Consider the following 16,271-nt stretch of genomic DNA (forward strand, 5'->3'; position numbering starts at 1 on the left):
AGTCAGAACCAGAGTTAATAACGGGCCAGGAATTCTGCCCGGGTCCGGCCGTCATTTTTAAAACATCCGCCAAGCGCAGTGGTCTGCGTTTTCGAATTCATATCCATGACACCACGCGATTTGACACAATAATGCACGGCTTCCATCGTGACCGCGACATCTTCAGTTTGCAGCAGAGTTTGCAGCGCCAGCAATATCTGCTGGGTCAAACGTTCCTGTACCTGAGGCCGCTGTGCAAAAAACCGGACAATGCGGTTTATTTTTGATAAACCGATAATTTTGCCCTGCGGAATATATGCCACCGTCGCATTACCATCAATGGTCACAAAATGATGCTCGCAAGTGCTGGTAAAGCTGATATCTTTCACCTTAACCATTTCCCGCACCTGCATTTTATTGTCTATCAACGCAATCTTCGGAAAATTACGGTAATTTAATCCGCCGAAAATTTCGTCAACATACATTTTTGCAATGCGATGCGGGGTTTCACTTAAGCTGTCATCGGTTAAATCCAGACCAAGGGTGCCGACAACCTCCGTCATTAACTGTGAGATTTTCTGGTACTTCTCATCTCTGGACAGACCATTGTCCAGCATCGGGGTTTCCAGCCCCTGTGCCTCAAGTGCGCTGCGCACTAACATTGCTTCTTCTGACAACATAGCTTAAATCCAACTAAGGTTAGGTGCTGCTTTTACGGCGCAATAAAACCATTAGTTTAGTAATCAACTCAACTTTATCTGAAATACCAGGTTAATCATCATTCGCCGTGGTTACTGAACCCTCGCCAGAGATTCCAGCAGCTCACGGGGCTCGACTTCCGGACCATTTAATGACTCATCCCAGTTGGTGCCGATAAGTACACCATCATCGTACATTTCTTTTAACCAGCCTTCACAAAACACATCCAGCGGAATCGCTTCCGGTTTATAGCCAGACCATTCGTCTGAGCAGTGAGCCTGAGCATCGGCTTTGTTAGACCAGAAAGGCATTACGTCCGTTTCTTCATACTCAACAGACTCTACCACCAACAGATCTTCGCCATCGGCGAGTGTCCAGACCACACCATTGGTTTTGGCTTCTTCAATAAATTTCTGAAAATTCGGATCGTGTTCAAACTCGGCCATAACATACCTGCATTTCTGTGGCTAATAATAGCTGCTATTAGAACAGATTTAGCGGGTAAAAAGCCATCATTATCGTTGCGCCAGCCATTGGCTTTCCCTGACACCTGAAAATAACGTACAATTTGCGCCAACCTTAATCACTAATAGCAAGAGCACTATGGCGCAATACATTTATTCCATGCATCGGGTGTCAAAAGTTGTCCCGCCGAAAAAAACCATCTTAAAGGATATTTCTTTGTCTTTTTTCCCAGGCGCCAAAATCGGTGTGCTGGGCTTAAACGGAGCAGGTAAGTCAACCCTGCTGCGGATTATGGCAGGCGTTGATACCGAATATGAAGGTGAAGCACGGCCGCTGGCTGGCACCAAAATTGGCTACCTGCCTCAGGAACCTGTGCTGGACACCAGCAAAACAGTCCGGGAAATTGTTGAAGAAGCTGTCGCCGATGTTAAAGACGCTTTTGCCCGACTGGATCAGGTGTACGCAGCTTATGCTGAAGAAAACGCTGATTTTGATGCACTGGCCCGCGAGCAGGGTGAGCTGGAAGCACTTATCCAGGCCAAAGATGGCCACAACCTTGACAATACTCTGGAGCGGGCAGCAGATGCACTGCGCCTGCCGCCCTGGGATGCCAACATCGGCCATTTGTCAGGTGGTGAGAGACGACGGGTCGCGATATGCCGGCTGCTGCTTGAGCGGCCTGATATGCTGTTGCTTGATGAACCAACCAACCATTTGGATGCTGAATCTGTAGCCTGGCTGGAGCGTTTCCTGCACGACTATCCCGGTACCGTGGTCGCGATTACCCACGACCGTTATTTTCTTGATAACGTTGCTGGCTGGATTTTGGAACTTGACCGTGGCTATGGCATACCGTGGGAAGGAAATTATTCATCCTGGCTTGAACAGAAAGAGGCACGTTTACAGCAGGAAGAAAAAACGGAGAATGCCCGCCAGCGTTCTATTAAACAAGAACTGGAGTGGGTACGTACTAACCCCAAAGGCCGCCATGCAAAAAGCAAGGCCAGAATGGCGCGCTTTGAAGAGTTACAAAGCCAGGAGTTTCAAAAGCGCAATGAAACGAATGAGTTGTTTATTCCGCCTGGGCCACGGCTTGGCGACAAAGTGCTGGAAGTCAGTCATTTGCGCAAATCCTTTGCTAATCGCCTGCTGATCAACGATCTGAGTTTTAGCGTACCTAAAGGCGCTATTGTTGGCATTATCGGCCCGAATGGTGCAGGTAAATCCACATTATTCAAAATGATAACCGGTAGTGAACAGCCGGACAGTGGCAGCATCGAAATTGGTGATACCGTTAAAGTGGCCAGTGTTGATCAGTTCCGTGACAGTATGGATCCAAAAAACACCGTCTGGCAGGAAATCTCAAACGGCCAGGATATGCTGCAAATTGGTAACTTTCAGATCCCAAGCCGGGCTTATGTCGGCCGTTTTAATTTTAAAGGCAATGATCAACAGAAATTTATCGGCGAATTATCTGGCGGGGAACGAAACCGGGTACATCTGGCAGCGCTTCTTAAAGCAGGTGGTAACATGTTACTACTGGATGAGCCCACCAACGATTTAGATGTGGAAACGTTACGGGCACTGGAAAACGCTCTGCTCGACTTCCCGGGCTGTGCCATGGTGATTTCGCACGACCGTTGGTTTCTGGACCGGATAGCAACGCATATTCTGGATTACCGTGACGAAGGACAGGTAAATTTCTTTGAAGGTAACTACTCAGACTACGAAGCATGGCTTAAAGCCACTTATGGCGCGGCAGCGCTGGAGCCTCACCGGATAAAATATAAGAAGATTTAAAACTGGCAGTAACCCTCAGGGCAGCGGAGTAGTCAGTTTCTCGCTAACTGACATGCCTTTGCAGCCCTGTAGTTACAGTATTTTTTACGAAAAACTTGCAGGTGCATATGACGGGTATAAATTCTTGGCTGAAAATGACTAAAGCACTGGCAGTTGCCAGTATCAGTTGCTTACTGGTGGCGTGTGCTGAACCGGATACATCAGGTCTTCCTGCTGACAGCGCCGCTGTTTCACAGCAACAAACCAGCCCGATGTTGCAATTTGAAGTCGATAAACATTATCGCCTGGTCAACAATATCGACCCGGAGCAGGCTAATCCCCCTTATCTGGTAGAATACTTCTGGTTTGGCTGCCAACACTGTCAGCGTTTTGAGCCGGTTCTTGAAACCATTTTATTGCGCCGTCCTGAGCTGACGCTGGTCCGTAAACACGCGGCTGTTGCCAGACACTGGCAGACCGATGCCCGGATATTTTATACGCTGCAGCAAATGGATCTTGAATATTTAACCAAGCCACTGCTCGAGTTGTACAGCGAGAAGCAACAAATGACCCCGCTCGATTTACAACAGTTTTTAAGTGCACATCAGGTAGATCAGACTACTTTTTTTAATCTCGCACAAAACAGCGAGCAAGTGATGGCTAAAATGCAGCGCAGCGCCAGCGAAATGCAAAGCAATGAAATTGGTGGTGTTCCGGCACTGGTCGTCAATGGTCGCTATCTTATTCTGCCCCATGCTGACATCAATGATCTGGAGACCTACCTGGCGTTAATCGACCATCTGATGGCTAAACAGCAGTAATCTGACACCAGATTATCCAGGGCTTTAATAATGGGCGAGCACCGCAGCAACGCCCTGAATTAAACCAATCATGGGTTGAAAATCTTATTGCAACTGTGGCTGATTATGGTACTGTAACTGATAACTATTATCATATGCATTAAGGGGTTTTATGAAAACTGTTTTGTCTGTTGCTACCGGGTTGTTTCTGGTCAGCTTCACTTGCGCTGCTGTCGCTGATGACCAGCGACCTGATCATTTCAAAGGCCAGTCAGCGGCAACATTAACTGAAGCTATCGAATTATTCCGGACAAATAATCAGAAACTCCGGCAATTGATACAAGGCGATCTGAGCCCGGAAGCTATGGTGGAAATTCACCAGCTGACTTACACACTTGAAAATGCGCTTGAAAAGATTCACGGCGAAACAACAACATTAAAAGCCGTATTAGAGGACGTTCATCTGGGCTCAGAAAATATGGAGTTCTCTAAAGTAAAACAGCAGGCTGAACGCTATCTGGAGACTGCCACCACCCTGGTAAAATAATTTGCAGCTGATCCAAAGCAGCCGGCCCGGTATACTGATATAAATCTGGGTAAACGGGAGAAGCCGATGAACTTATGGCAGGGTGCCACCTGGCTGCTTTGGCTGGCACTGTTATTACGGTTTTTCCCTCGTGAGTTGGTATTTAAGCTAAAGTCGGATACCGGTTACCAGCATTTATGGCTAAGTTCCATTGTAGTGACAGCGCTACTCTGGTCAGTACAGGCCGGTATTGAACCTGGCCTTGAACTGCACTTGCTCGGAATAACCACGCTGGTGTTATGTCATGGCTGGCGGATAGCCTGGCTGATCGGTAGTCTTGCGATTTTCTTTCTGGTTGCGGTCGGTAAAACAAGTCTGGCTGATGCAGGCAGCACCGCATTGTTGACGGTAATGCTGCCAGCACTATTCAGTTACCTGATATTCGCGTTATCTTATCAGTATTTACCGCGTCATTTGTTTATCTATATTTTTGTGGCCGGGTTTGCCAATGCCGCACTGACCATCACCTTTAAAATGACACTGACAGCACTCTGGTTTCACTGGCAGGGCCATTATAGCTGGAGCAGTATTTATCAGAATTACCTGCAGCTGGCATTACTTATCTGGTTTGCAGAAGCATTACTAAATGGTATGGCGATTACCCTGATGAGTGTTTACCGTCCGCACTGGCTCAGAACTTTTTACGACAATGAGTATCTGTCGCCGGATCGCTAAGCCTGTCTTTAAGATAATAACACTATAAATCAGTACCGGTTACGCCATTACACCACGCCCTGCTGGATCATGGCATCAGCCACCCGTCTGAAACCGGCGACATTCGCCCCCAGGATTAAATTGTTTGGCTGATCAAGCTCAGCAGCGGTATCGCGGGTGCGCTGGTAGATGTCCAGCATGATGTCTCTGAGCTCGTCATCCACCTGTTTAAAGGTCCAGCGCTGCATACTGGCGTTCTGGGCCATTTCAAGCTGACTGGTCGCCACCCCACCTGCGTTGGCAGCTTTGCCGGGGGCATAAGCGATTTCTGCTTTGAGAAATAAATCAGCAGCCTCCGATGTACAGGGCATATTGGCGCCCTCGCACACTGCAATACAGCCGTTATCCAGCAGCGCACGGGCGTCGGCTGCGTTTAACTCATTCTGAGTCGCGCAGGGAAAAGCCACCTGACCGCTAAAGCGCCATACGGCATTGCCATCATCGGGATAGTTCTCCCTGCTGATATATTCAGCATCAGGATTGTGTTTGGCGTAATCACTGAGCCTGCCGTTTTCGATTTCTTTTATCTGTTTCAAACACTTTATATCAATGCCTTTTTTCTGGTAAATAGTGCCGTCCGAGTCCGAGCAGGTAATGGGTCTGGCTCCCAAATCGATTAGTTTCTCAATGGTGTGAATAGCCACATTACCAGAGCCAGACACCAGACACTCTTTACCTTCAAGCGTGTCATCAATGCCTTCGAGCATATGCTTGGCAAAATAAACGCAGCCGTACCCGGTTGCTTCTTTCCGTCCCAGTGAGCCGCCCCACAGGATGTCTTTGCCAGTCAGTACACCGTTAAATTGATTGGTTAGCTTTTTATACTGGCCAAACATATAGCCAAGCTCGCGAGTCCCCACCCCGATATCGCCAGCAGGCACATCTGTTCTGGGGCCAATATGCCGGTATAGCTCGTTCATAAATGCCTGACAGAACCGCATAATTTCGCCATCTGAACGCCCCTTGGGGTTAAAATCTGCGCCACCTTTAGCGCCGCCCAACGGCAAGCCAGTCAAGGCATTTTTCAGCACCTGCTCAAAACCAAGAAATTTTACTATGCTGGTCGTCACACTCGGATGAAACCGCAATCCGCCTTTATAAGGTCCCAGTGCGGAGTTAAATTCAATTCGGTAGCCCTTGTTAACCTGTATTTTTCCTTCATCATCTACCCAGGCCACCCGGAACATAATTTGCCGCTCGGGTTCAACCATACGTTCAATAATGGAATGCTGACAAAAGCGACTGTCTTCATCCAATACCGTCACCAACGAGTCTAATACCTCTTCCACAGCCTGATAAAATTCGGTTTGGGCCGGACTGCTTTTGCGCAGTTTGGTAATTGTATTATGAGTATAAGACATAGTATTAACCTATTTAATAAAACCGGCTTACTGCTGAAGCTCACCGACAATCACAGGCTGTACCTCAAGCTGTCAATTGCCGGTTCACGTTGGCACAATGCCGGTAATGAAAATTATTTATCAATTAATGATGGTAAACGGTGGAACTCCCCTTGATGGATCACTCAGTTAACTTTAGCTTAGCTGGCTATAAAAATAGCATGCAACTGGCTGCTCTGGCCAACCGGTCTGCTTTTAGCGCTGCTGAGCCCCCAGTACTGTGTCTGCATGGCTGGCAGGATAATGCAGCGAGTTTTATACCACTGGCCGCGAATCTACCGCGGCTGCCACTGTTGGCACTGGATTTTCCCGGCCATGGTCACTCTGCTGAGCGCAGCAGCGACGCACATTATTATTTTTTTGACTGGGTTGAGGATGTCGTGGCACTTTGCCAGCAGCAAGGCTGGCAGAAACTTACCGTTATCGGTCATTCTATGGGAGGAATGGTAGCCACGGCGCTGGCAGCAGCATTTCCAGAGCTGGTGGCACGTATGGTGCTGCTTGACAGTCTCGGTTTTGTCAGCGCAGAGCAAAGCAGCAGTGCCCAGCTACGCGCGGGGATCCTGTCGCGTTTGAAAACGCCACCGAAACGCAGGCCAAGTTATCCTGATCTTACAGCAGCGGCAAAAGCAAGACAGGCCAACAGTGACTTTGCCTTAAAACATGCATTACTTCTGGCAGAACGAGGTACTATCAAAGGGCCTGCTGGTATTTGTTGGCGTAATGACTACCGGTTGCGCTGCACGTCGGTACACCGGCTTTCTGATTGCCAGGCGCAACAGCTATGCCAGGCCGTACAAGCGCCGGTGCTGGCAGTTTTAGCCACTGACGGGCCTTTTGTCACGAAATTGGCGAAGACAAAAGCGCATTACCAGCGGTTAACCGTCAGGCAGATTAATGGCGGCCATCATTGTCATATGACTGCCGCCGATGAAGTTGCCAGACTGATCTCAGCCTGGCTTGATTAGAGAGGTGACGGCTTACTGCAAAATATAACTGACCGATATCCGGAAATTAGCACCTGCTGTAGCATAACCCCGGCTGGTGTAATACTGCTTATCAGTCAGATTTGCCAGTCTTGCCCTGAACGTCAGTTTTGGTGAAAACACATAGCTCAGCCCTGCTCCCCATACCGTATGAGCAGGCGCATCAGGGAAAGGCTCGCCACTAAACCAGTCAGCCCCCTGATAGGTGGCGCTCTGATAATCTGCCGTAATAAAGGCCGACCAGCTGTCAGCCGTATAACTGCCACGCCAATGCAAGGTATTTTCGGGGCGGCGCTCCAGTTTGCGGTCATTGCTGCGGTTTTGAGTATCAAGCCAGCTATAGCTGACATTGCTGCTCCAATGCTGCCAATCCCTGCGTAGGCTGAACTCAACTCCCTTAACCGTTGCCAACAGCACATTTTCGGCCTGTTCAATACCCTGGATAAGATTTGTGACCTTGCGATCAAACCAGGCAAGCTGCAGCTCTGTCTCAGAATGAACGTAGCTCAGTGCCAGTTCATCTGACCTCGACTCTTCTGGTTGCAGATCAGGGTTTGCATAGCCCGGAAAATACAACTGATTAAAAGACGGTACTTTAAATGCCGTGCCCCGACTAGCCCTCAATTGCCAGTGATGACTAAACTGATAGCCTGCTGCAAGCTGCCAGGTTGTTTCTGCACCATAGTGGTCAATAGCGTCGTGGCGGACAGCACTTTCCAGCTGCACCGCATTATACTGGTAATTCAGGCCGGCAAAGACCGCGCGATTAATTCTGCTGGTTTGCTCATAAGCCGTCGCAGATTTTGCGACCTGTTCCTGATACCAGTTAACACCGCCGACAAATTCCAGACCCGCGGCAAAGTCTGTCGCCAGCTGGTAGTTAAATTCTTGCCGTTCAGTAACAAAAGGACTTCTTGAATCCGGCCCAAAGGTCGTGTCACTGTCCAGCGCCTGGCTGAGCTTAGCCTGATGCTGCCAGCTGCCAACGTCTTGCTGCCAGGCAAACAAATAAGTCCGGCTCAAGGTGTCGGTTTCATCTTCTGTACCAAAACTGGTATCGAACTGATTAAACCCTGAATTGACATCAGCCTGAGCTGACCACAAGCCAAAGTCTGTTTGGTAATCAGCCGACATTTTCAGGTAGTGCTGCTGATAGCCATCGCTATCAGGATCCTGGTCTGGCTGGGCATTGAAACCATCAGCCTGGCTGACACCGGCAATGGCTGATAATGCTATTTTTTGCAGTTGTTCACTGGCACTGATACTGGCCCCGGCCTGACCGAAACTACCGGCATCAGCATGCAATTCTAAGGTACTGCTGCGCCGGGTTGTAATCGCAATAACCCCCGCTAACGCATCTGAGCCGTACCAGGCAGCACGGGGCCCCCGGATAACCTCAATCCGCTCTATCAGCTCCAGAGGCACCATTGATAAAGGTTTATAGCCCAGTGTAGCAGAGCCAGTGCGCACGCCATCAACCAGCACCAGGGTATGGCCGGTATTACCACCGCGCAGATACACACTACTATTTTGTCCACGGCCACCATCCCGTGACATATTAATACCGGCTAACTGAGCCAGTAATTCGGGTAGATCGTTGGCCTGCCGCGCCACGATATCGGCCCGATCAAGCACGGTTATGCTGGCCAGTACGTCCTGCGCCGGCCTGCTGGTACGGTTGGCATATATACTAATATGCTCTATCGCTGAGGCTTCAGTTGGTTGAGGGCTAAGCGCTTGGCTAGCTGTCGCCGCGTTAGCAGCGCTATTATTACTGACAATTTGACTTCCGGCAGCAACCGGAAAGCAGGACGCAACCAGTATAGTTGCAAAAGCAGGTTTAAACATCAAAGCTCCTACAATGTGCCCACCGCACATCCTCGTTAGTTTATGGGCTTTTCAGGCCGGTCTCCGGGCTGACAACCTGCTTGCGCCAAAACTTTACCTTCCCATCAGCTGACAGTGGTATTCAAAGCTTTGATAGTTGTTTACCGTTGCGGGGGCAGCTCTGGCTTATACCAGATTCCCGTTTAACTGCAGCGCGCTGCAGCACCTGAAAAAAAAGCGGCCCTTATCAGGCCGCGTGCAGTGTAACGCTGAAGTGAAAAATGTCAATAGATATCCAGACGGCCAAAAGCAAAAAACAATTAATCGCGAAAATTAGTAAACTGAAAAGCCTGCTCTAACTCACTGCTTTTAACCAGGGCGATTGCTTCTTGCAGATCATCACGTTTTTTGCCTGTCACCCGCACCTGATCCCCCTGAATAGCCGCCTGTACTTTCAGTTTATTATCTTTAATCAGCTTAACCAGCTTTTTTGCCATATCCTGCTCTATGCCCTGCAACAGGCTGACGCTCAGGCTATATGTTTTGCCAGAGTGAACGACTTCACCCTCTTTAAATGAACGAACATCCAGGCCACGCTTTACCGCTTTAGCCAGAAAAATTTCCAGCATTTGTTGCAGCTGAAACTCTGCTTCAGCTTTCATCGTGATCACTTTGTCTTTCAGAGTGAAATCTGCCTGCACACCCCGGAAATCAAAACGGGTGGCGAGTTCACGATTAGCATTTTCAACTGCATTGAGTACTTCCTGTTGCTCGACTTCTGAGACGATATCGAATGAGGGCATGTTAAATCTCCTTAGCATAAGCCATTCTGTCTGCTGGTGATTATAACCAGAAAACTGTTACAATCCGAGCGCCGTTTCTATGTCGGGGGTTGCTGTGCCACAGATTTTTTATCGTTGGGTATGTGTCGTGTGTTTTGTGCTGGCTACCGCCGGCTTTCTGGCTGAGCTGAGCGGCCACCGGATTGGAGCAGGCTTTGCTCATATTGATAAACTGGCACATTTTGGCATTTTTACCTTACTGACGGCGCTGTTATGGAAAGGCTTTAAACTTGCCCCTGTTACCGCATTCTTTTTACTGGGAATTTATGGCGGCGCAGTAGAGCTGGCTCAGCACTACTTCACCCGTCGCAGTGGTGACTGGTTAGACTGGCTGGCCGATATCGCCGGGGTCATCGTATTTTATCTGGTTCGTGCATTGTGGCATCAAATCCGTCCACGTCGTCAGCGTTAAGCTGGACCATAGTCGGCCGCGGCGCTATTGGCTTGCTGGCGGCGGCAAGGCTTTATCATGCCGGCTATTCGCCGCGGTTGTGGCTGAAGCGACCGGCGCCAGTTGAACTGACATATACCGGCATTGACCATCAGCAACAGCAAATGCGACTGCCATCCGAGCAAGCTGACCGTCTGATACCGCGTGTCCTGATACCAGTAAAAGCCTATGATGTGGCAAATGCAATTAATCAGTTAGCACCGGCGCTTAGGCCTGACGCCCAATTGGTAATAAGCCATAACGGTATTATTCCATTTAAACCCCTGCTTGAGGAACGACATCCCGACCAGGGATTGTGGTTTCTATCAACCAGCCAGGCCGCATACAAACCTGCAGCTGATCAGGTTATTCACACCGGACTGGGGCAAAGCTATCTGGCAAAACTGACTGCTGCCAGTACTGAAGACGATGCTATTATTACAGCAATGACAGCAGCGCTGGGGCCTCTGACAGTGGTCAGTGATATTCAGCCGCTACTTTGGCAGAAACTGGCGGTTAATGCAGCGATTAATCCATTAAGCGCATTAGAGAACTGTCGCAACGGCCAACTAGCGTCCCCCCGCTACCAGCAACAGATTAAGGCCCTGGTAACTGAAGTCTGTCAGGTTGCTACCGCACTGGGCTATCCAATGCAGCCAGCCCAGAGCGTGGCCGAGGTTTACCGGGTAATAGCCGCTACCGCCAATAATTTTTCGTCTATGCAACAAGACGTTGCTGCGAAGCGGCCAACTGAAATCCACGCCATTTGTGGTTACGTATGTCAGCAGGCAGAGCAGCTGGGGATTGCAGTGCCCGCCAATCTGCAAATGCTCAACCGGATTGTCGCATTAGCTACTGCTAACTAGCAGGCCGGTACACGGAAACATTCCGGTGTCCCTGTTCGTGCAGCAACACAGCCTGCAAACGGCTCATTACTCCTTTACTGCAGTAACAGTAGTAATGACGGCTGGGATCAAGCGTGGCAAACTGACTGGCTAACCGGAAAAAGGGTAACTCAATAACCGGTAAACCACTTTCTTCGAACGGCAACTGCTCCGTTTCTTCAGGACTACGGATATCCAGAATAACAGCATTAGCCGACAGTTCGCTGCGCTCGGTTACCACCTGTGCTTCCTGCTCTGCCTGGTAGTCAATCGTCCGGATGTCCAGCACTTTTGCCGCGCTGACCACCTGCTGCAATAACGACATATCCAATTTACTTTCGTTTTGTTCGATGTCGCTTGGCACGGCATTGACGGTCGGCTTGTTCGAAATTACACCGCAATACTCAGGCATACTTTTTGCGAGCTCTTCCACGCCAATTTGCCGGGCAATGTCGATAATGTCCTGCTTATCATGATAGATAAGCGGCCTGAGCACTAAATCGGGTATCACCCGGTCAATCACCGCCAGATTGGCAATTGTCTGGCTTGATACCTGGCCAATACTCTCACCGGTTACCACGGCCTTGATACCAAGATTCTGTGCAACCTGACTTGCGGCCCGAAGCATCATTCTTTTCAGAATAACTCCCATTACGCCGTTATCTGCCTGTTCCAGAATATTATTAACCACCGGAGCAAAATCGACACTGACAAACTTTACCCGGTGCGACAGGCTGTATTTCTGCCACAGATACAATGCGACTTCCCGCACGCCAGCCTCATGCGCTGCACCACCAAGGTTAAAGAACAGGTAGTGGGTGCGCAGCCCTTTACGGATCATCAGATAGCTGGCTACCGCTGAGTCATAGCCGCCGGAAATAAGCGATAACACATCGGATTGCGATGGCAGCGGAAAGCCACCCATGCCGCGAAAACTCTCACTTAACAGTAACAATTTATCCTGTTTAATTTCCAGCTTAATGGTAATATCAGGTTGCTTCAGCTGCACTTTCGCCGAAGCAACCTGCTGATTCAGGCCGCCTCCGATATACCGCTCGGCTTCAATCGAACTAAAACTATGCTTGCCCTGCCGTCGCACCCTTACACAAAATGTTTTGCCTGCCAGCTGTGACTGATAAACAGCCAGCACCTGCAGATAGATATCATGCAAGTCGGTAAAGGACGCGGTACGCATCTCAGAAAACGTGACAATCCCCGGAATACAGCCCAGGCGCTCAATAAGCTTGCTGCGGATCTGTGGCGTGTTGTTGACACAACTGACCGTCAGATGATCAAATGAATTGGTAATGACGACAGCCGGGTCAACCTGAGTCAGAATGGTTTTCAGGTTTCGCTCCAGCAACTTAGTCTGGCGTTTGCGAACCGACTTACTTTTAATTGATATTTCCGGGTGCAGTTTAATAATAAATTCAAGCATAACGTTCAGACATGACAGTAACAGCGCTAAAAAAGTGGCGCGGATTATAGCGCAAAGCCAGAGGAACACCTAATACCGTGCCGCGCTCTGGCTTTAATTATCGTATTATTTAGATTTGATTAAGCGACTTGATGCTTAGCAGACCTAATTAGCTTCAGGTTCAAAACTTATTGGTTCTGATTCCTTAGGTTTCCCCTGCATTATCGATATTTCAACCCGGCGGTTGCGCCGGCGGTTTAATTCAGAGTCGTTTTCTACCAGTGGCCGGGTGTCGGCATGCCCCATTACGACCACACGCTGCCGGTCAAAGTCCGGCGCACGGATAAGCTCAGTAGCCACAGATACAGCCCGTTTGGCAGACAACTCCCAATTATTACTGTGCAGCTCGTCTGATACCTGAATATCATCGGTATGGCCACTGACCGTTATCTCACCCGGGACATCGTTTAACAAGGTACCAATTTGCTGAATAATAGGCCGGAATCTGGGCTGTAAAAACGAAGATCCTGACGGGAAGGAACCATTTTCCCGGATCCGGATAATTATTTGTTGCCCAAGCGACTCGAGCTCAATGGCGCCATCCACAATTTGCTGTTCAAGCTGCTCGGCCAGCTTTTTAACCATCTCATTCGTCTGCTCCTGCATCGCCTCTGCAGCGGCCTCGGCTGCAGCGGCTTCGGCATCTGCAGTTTCTTCGGCATTGGCGGCAGATTGACCGCCAGTCATATCATCCCGTTGCTCCTGACGGCCACCGGCTGAGTCCTCCTCCCCTGCCTGAAACTCTATAACCTGTTGGGTAATTTCCATGGTTTGCTGTTGAATCGTTTCAATCGGTGTCGGGTCTGGCCGACCGGGGCGGAATTCCATGGCGATAACACTGGTACCCTTGGGAATATCCTCAACTTCAATTTTATTCTGCACGCCAAAAGCAAACTTCATGGAACCGGCAATTTGTTTGAACTTCAGCACGTCCATTTCAGAAAACGCTAATAACAGCACGAAGAAACACATTAATAACGCCATTAAGTCAGCAAAAGTCCCCATGTACTGGGGCAAGCCTGGCGGCGGGCATTTACATTCCTGCTCGTCCTGATCACTCATGCCGGCTCTCCGGCTGCGACCTCGCGTTTACCCTGAGCAAGGTAATTGCGTAATATGCCTTCAATAACTTTCGGGTTTTGCCCATCCTGAATACCCAGAATCGCATCCAGAATCAGCTGATTATTAATTTTTTCCTGTTGATTGCGAATCGCCAGCTTATCGGCCAGCGGGATAGCAATAACGTTCGCCATAAAGGCGCCGTATAACGTAGTAAGCAAGGCTACAGCCATAGCCGGGCCAATCGCTTTCGGATCATCCATATTTGACAACATGGCCACCAGACCTATCAGGGTTCCTATCATACCCATTGCCGGCGCCACATCACCTAAACTTCTGAAAATGGCAATCGCGGTTTCATGCCTTTTTTCGGTAAGGTTAATATCTTTCAGTAAGGTGGCTCTGACCACATCAGCATCGTGACCATCAACCAACATATTGACGCCTTTTTGCATAAAGGCATTGGGTATGTCAGCTTCTTCCAGCGCTAAAAAACCGCCTTTGCGGGCGGAATCACCTAACTGAACGGCCTTTTCGATCAATTCTTCCGGTGCTTCTATTTTGAACATAAACGCTTTTGTTGCCGCTTTACCTGCCCCAAGGAACTGGCTTAACGTGAATTTGGTAATCACCACAAATATAGAGCCCACTACCACAATCAGCACCGAGACGAGATCAGCAAACATACCGACATCACCGCTACTACTGATAACCATCGCCATGATTACAAAGCCGATGGCACCAATTAAGCCAATCAGGGTTGCTATATCCACTATTTACTCCTTAATACAGACCCCAAGCGGGCATTATCATTATGATATATTAGCGTATAGTCGGTTATCGACAAAACTTCGTAAATATTAAGCACTGAATTACAGAAAAGACCTAATTTAGGCTTTCACTTATCCGTTAAGATTGACCATAATAGCCTGCTAAGGTAACGTTGCGCACAGTTTTTTTGGGGATAATTATGAGTAAGAAAAAAGCCGACCTGAGCCAGTTTGAGCAGGCTATGGCCGAACTCGAAAACATTGTACAGCAATTAGAACAGGGCGACTTATCGCTTGATGCCTCACTAACCCAGTTTGAACGTGGGGTAAGCCTGGTAAAACAAAGCCAGCAGCAACTGCAAAGCGCTGAACAGAAAGTCCAGCTCCTGTTGCAGCAACAACAGCAGGAAACTCTGCAGGCCTTTACGCCACCGCCAGGAGAATAACTTGGCACCAGAAAGCCTGACGTTGTATCAACAGCGGATTGAACAACAACTACAACGGCGGATTGCCGCCCAGCCTGACACTGCGGCTCGTTTGCATCAGGCAATGACCTACAGCCTGACCAACGGCGGCAAACGGATCCGGCCTTTTTTTGTCTATGCCTGTGGCACTATGCTGGGTGCCTCACTAACCAATCTTGACAGCGCCGCCTGCGCGATAGAATGCCTGCACAGTTACTCGCTGGTTCATGACGATTTGCCGGCAATGGATAACGACGATCTTCGTCGTGGTAAGCCGACTTGCCACAGAGCATTTGATGAAGCTACCGCTATTCTGGCAGGCGATGCGTTACAAGCACTGGCATTTGATATGCTGTCAGATGGATCAGGCGATCTTAGCTCAGCGCGCAGGCTGAAGCGGATATCGATTCTGGCCAGAGCAAGCGGTATAGCGGGAATGTGTGCCGGACAGGCGATAGATTTAGCACAGACTAATCAGCATACTGACTTAGCCACGCTGGAGCAGATGCACCGTTTAAAAACCGGCGCTTTAATTGAATGTGCGGTGCAACTGGCTTACTACAGCAGTGAACTTGACTGCCCGGCAACACTGCACGCCCTGACCACCTTTGCCAGTGCAATGGGCCTGGCGTTTCAGGTACAGGACGACATTCTGGATATTGAAAGTGATACCGTTGTGCTTGGTAAACCCCAGGGGTCTGACTGTAAAGCAAATAAAATGACATACCCGGCACTTATAGGCCTGGAACAAGCAAAAGCAAAAGCACAGCAGCTTTATCAGGATGCATTGGCAGCACTTAGCTGCCTGCCCTACGATACCGATGAGTTACAAGCGTTTGCGCATTACATTATCGCCCGTAAGTTTTAATAAAGGCATTGAAGATGGCATTAGATATGACCGATTTCCCCTTGTTAGCTACAGCCAATGTGCCTGAGCAGCTCCGTAAGTTACCTCAGGATAAATTGCCCGCGCTCAGTGCTGAACTGCGCCGCTTTTTACTGAAGACTGTCAGCCAGAGCAGCGGACATTTTGCCTCTGGTCTGGGTACGGTTGAACTGACTGTAGCATTACACTATGTCTATAATACCCCTTTTGACCGTTTAATCTGG

18 protein-coding genes and 1 riboswitch are annotated in these 16,271 nt (G+C 49.2%); of the genes, 10 read left to right on the top strand and 8 right to left on the bottom strand.

The features are described 5' to 3' along the window. Nucleotides 1-14 precede the first annotated feature (14 nt). Together folE and R3177_RS01565 are read right to left on the bottom strand one after the other, a co-directional pair. Nucleotides 15-659 (bottom strand): GTP cyclohydrolase I FolE, encoded by a 645-nt coding sequence (gene folE, locus R3177_RS01560; protein ID WP_318969286.1) that lies wholly within the window; start codon nucleotides 657-659, stop codon nucleotides 15-17. A 111-nt stretch (nucleotides 660-770) separates the two neighbouring features. Next, on the bottom strand, nucleotides 771-1,124 hold the full coding sequence (locus tag R3177_RS01565) for a DUF2750 domain-containing protein (protein WP_318969287.1): 354 nt from the start codon (nucleotides 1,122-1,124) through the stop codon (nucleotides 771-773). Between the two features lie 157 nt (nucleotides 1,125-1,281). On the opposite strand from R3177_RS01565, the gene ettA reads away from it, so the two are divergent. The 4 genes from ettA to R3177_RS01585 all read left to right on the top strand — a co-directional run bounded on the left by ettA (nucleotide 1,282) and on the right by R3177_RS01585 (nucleotide 4,983). Next, entirely contained in the window at nucleotides 1,282-2,943 is a 1,662-nt protein-coding gene (ettA, locus tag R3177_RS01570; protein WP_318969288.1) for an energy-dependent translational throttle protein EttA, read from the top strand. A 134-nt stretch (nucleotides 2,944-3,077) separates the two neighbouring features. Beyond that, entirely contained in the window at nucleotides 3,078-3,743 is a 666-nt protein-coding gene (locus R3177_RS01575; protein ID WP_318969289.1) for a DsbA family protein, read from the top strand. Between the two features lie 151 nt (nucleotides 3,744-3,894). After that, on the top strand, nucleotides 3,895-4,269 hold the full coding sequence (locus R3177_RS01580; RefSeq protein WP_318969290.1) for a DUF6746 family protein: 375 nt from the start codon (nucleotides 3,895-3,897) through the stop codon (nucleotides 4,267-4,269). A 66-nt stretch (nucleotides 4,270-4,335) separates the two neighbouring features. Beyond that, nucleotides 4,336-4,983, top strand: a complete 648-nt coding sequence (locus R3177_RS01585; protein WP_318969291.1) for an energy-coupling factor ABC transporter permease — start codon at nucleotides 4,336-4,338, stop codon at nucleotides 4,981-4,983. Between the two features lie 47 nt (nucleotides 4,984-5,030). On the opposite strand, the gene gdhA is transcribed toward R3177_RS01585, so the two are convergent. Further along, entirely contained in the window at nucleotides 5,031-6,383 is a 1,353-nt protein-coding gene (gene gdhA / locus R3177_RS01590; RefSeq protein WP_318969292.1) for an NADP-specific glutamate dehydrogenase, read from the bottom strand. 155 nt (nucleotides 6,384-6,538) lie between these two features. Here gdhA and R3177_RS01595 point away from each other — a divergent pair, with 155 nt between their 5' ends. Continuing rightward, nucleotides 6,539-7,390: an alpha/beta hydrolase gene (locus tag R3177_RS01595; protein ID WP_318969293.1), complete on the top strand. Its 852-nt coding sequence runs from the start codon at nucleotides 6,539-6,541 to the stop codon at nucleotides 7,388-7,390. 12 nt (nucleotides 7,391-7,402) lie between these two features. On the opposite strand, the gene R3177_RS01600 is transcribed toward R3177_RS01595, so the two are convergent. Together R3177_RS01600 and R3177_RS01605 are read right to left on the bottom strand one after the other, a co-directional pair. After that, nucleotides 7,403-9,256, bottom strand: a complete 1,854-nt coding sequence (locus R3177_RS01600) for a TonB-dependent receptor domain-containing protein (RefSeq protein WP_318969294.1) — start codon at nucleotides 9,254-9,256, stop codon at nucleotides 7,403-7,405. A gap of 36 nt (nucleotides 9,257-9,292) precedes the next feature. Then, nucleotides 9,293-9,480: riboswitch (cobalamin riboswitch) on the bottom strand. 75 nt (nucleotides 9,481-9,555) lie between these two features. Continuing rightward, nucleotides 9,556-10,038, bottom strand: coding sequence for a YajQ family cyclic di-GMP-binding protein (locus R3177_RS01605; protein ID WP_318969295.1), 483 nt, complete (start codon nucleotides 10,036-10,038; stop codon nucleotides 9,556-9,558). Nucleotides 10,039-10,132: 94 nt separating this feature from the next. On the opposite strand from R3177_RS01605, the gene R3177_RS01610 reads away from it, so the two are divergent. Continuing rightward, entirely contained in the window at nucleotides 10,133-10,489 is a 357-nt protein-coding gene (locus R3177_RS01610) for a VanZ family protein (protein ID WP_318969296.1), read from the top strand. Then, a complete protein-coding gene (locus tag R3177_RS01615; RefSeq protein ID WP_318969297.1) occupies nucleotides 10,456-11,373 on the top strand; it encodes a 2-dehydropantoate 2-reductase in 918 nt (305 codons plus the stop codon). Before R3177_RS01610 ends, R3177_RS01615 begins: the two co-directional genes overlap by 34 nt. Here R3177_RS01615 and thiI read toward each other — a convergent pair. The 3 genes from thiI to pomA form a co-directional block, all read right to left on the bottom strand. Further along, nucleotides 11,366-12,829, bottom strand: coding sequence for a tRNA uracil 4-sulfurtransferase ThiI (thiI, locus tag R3177_RS01620; RefSeq protein ID WP_318969298.1), 1,464 nt, complete (start codon nucleotides 12,827-12,829; stop codon nucleotides 11,366-11,368). The two genes, R3177_RS01615 and thiI, sit on opposite strands and share 8 nt — an antisense overlap. A gap of 144 nt (nucleotides 12,830-12,973) precedes the next feature. Beyond that, nucleotides 12,974-13,930: a flagellar motor protein MotB gene (locus tag R3177_RS01625; protein ID WP_318969299.1), complete on the bottom strand. Its 957-nt coding sequence runs from the start codon at nucleotides 13,928-13,930 to the stop codon at nucleotides 12,974-12,976. Beyond that, nucleotides 13,927-14,700, bottom strand: a complete 774-nt coding sequence (gene pomA / locus R3177_RS01630) for a flagellar motor protein PomA (protein ID WP_318969300.1) — start codon at nucleotides 14,698-14,700, stop codon at nucleotides 13,927-13,929. Before pomA ends, R3177_RS01625 begins: the two co-directional genes overlap by 4 nt. 197 nt (nucleotides 14,701-14,897) lie before the next feature. Between pomA and R3177_RS01635 the strand changes: the two genes are divergently transcribed. The 3 genes from R3177_RS01635 to R3177_RS01645 form a co-directional block, all read left to right on the top strand. Continuing rightward, on the top strand, nucleotides 14,898-15,143 hold the full coding sequence (locus R3177_RS01635) for an exodeoxyribonuclease VII small subunit (protein ID WP_318969301.1): 246 nt from the start codon (nucleotides 14,898-14,900) through the stop codon (nucleotides 15,141-15,143). A 1-nt stretch (nucleotide 15,144) separates the two neighbouring features. After that, on the top strand, nucleotides 15,145-16,029 hold the full coding sequence (gene ispA / locus R3177_RS01640) for a (2E,6E)-farnesyl diphosphate synthase (protein WP_318969302.1): 885 nt from the start codon (nucleotides 15,145-15,147) through the stop codon (nucleotides 16,027-16,029). A gap of 14 nt (nucleotides 16,030-16,043) precedes the next feature. After that, on the top strand, nucleotides 16,044-16,271 hold a 228-nt coding region (locus R3177_RS01645), incomplete at its 3' end, for a 1-deoxy-D-xylulose-5-phosphate synthase N-terminal domain-containing protein (protein WP_318969303.1).

Origin of the sequence: Arsukibacterium sp. (assembly GCF_033722355.1) — a bacterium.
In the GTDB taxonomy this organism is placed as follows: Bacteria; Pseudomonadota; Gammaproteobacteria; order Enterobacterales; family Alteromonadaceae; genus Alishewanella.

Excerpts from the sequence above, each read along its gene's own strand:
- thiI (WP_318969298.1), bottom strand. The coding sequence starts at position 12,829 with ATGCTTGAATTTATTATTAAACTGCACCCGGAAATATCAATTAAAAGT.
- R3177_RS01625 (WP_318969299.1), bottom strand. The coding sequence starts at position 13,930 with ATGAGTGATCAGGACGAGCAGGAATGTAAATGCCCGCCGCCAGGCTTG.
- ettA (WP_318969288.1), top strand. The coding sequence starts at position 1,282 with ATGGCGCAATACATTTATTCCATGCATCGGGTGTCAAAAGTTGTCCCG.
- R3177_RS01585 (WP_318969291.1), top strand. The coding sequence starts at position 4,336 with ATGAACTTATGGCAGGGTGCCACCTGGCTGCTTTGGCTGGCACTGTTA.
- R3177_RS01575 (WP_318969289.1), top strand. The coding sequence starts at position 3,078 with ATGACTAAAGCACTGGCAGTTGCCAGTATCAGTTGCTTACTGGTGGCG.
- R3177_RS01595 (WP_318969293.1), top strand. The coding sequence starts at position 6,539 with ATGGATCACTCAGTTAACTTTAGCTTAGCTGGCTATAAAAATAGCATG.
- gdhA (WP_318969292.1), bottom strand. The coding sequence starts at position 6,383 with ATGTCTTATACTCATAATACAATTACCAAACTGCGCAAAAGCAGTCCG.
- R3177_RS01635 (WP_318969301.1), top strand. The coding sequence starts at position 14,898 with ATGAGTAAGAAAAAAGCCGACCTGAGCCAGTTTGAGCAGGCTATGGCC.
- R3177_RS01600 (WP_318969294.1), bottom strand. The coding sequence starts at position 9,256 with ATGTTTAAACCTGCTTTTGCAACTATACTGGTTGCGTCCTGCTTTCCG.
- folE (WP_318969286.1), bottom strand. The coding sequence starts at position 659 with ATGTTGTCAGAAGAAGCAATGTTAGTGCGCAGCGCACTTGAGGCACAG.
- R3177_RS01580 (WP_318969290.1), top strand. The coding sequence starts at position 3,895 with ATGAAAACTGTTTTGTCTGTTGCTACCGGGTTGTTTCTGGTCAGCTTC.
- R3177_RS01565 (WP_318969287.1), bottom strand. The coding sequence starts at position 1,124 with ATGGCCGAGTTTGAACACGATCCGAATTTTCAGAAATTTATTGAAGAA.
- R3177_RS01605 (WP_318969295.1), bottom strand. The coding sequence starts at position 10,038 with ATGCCCTCATTCGATATCGTCTCAGAAGTCGAGCAACAGGAAGTACTC.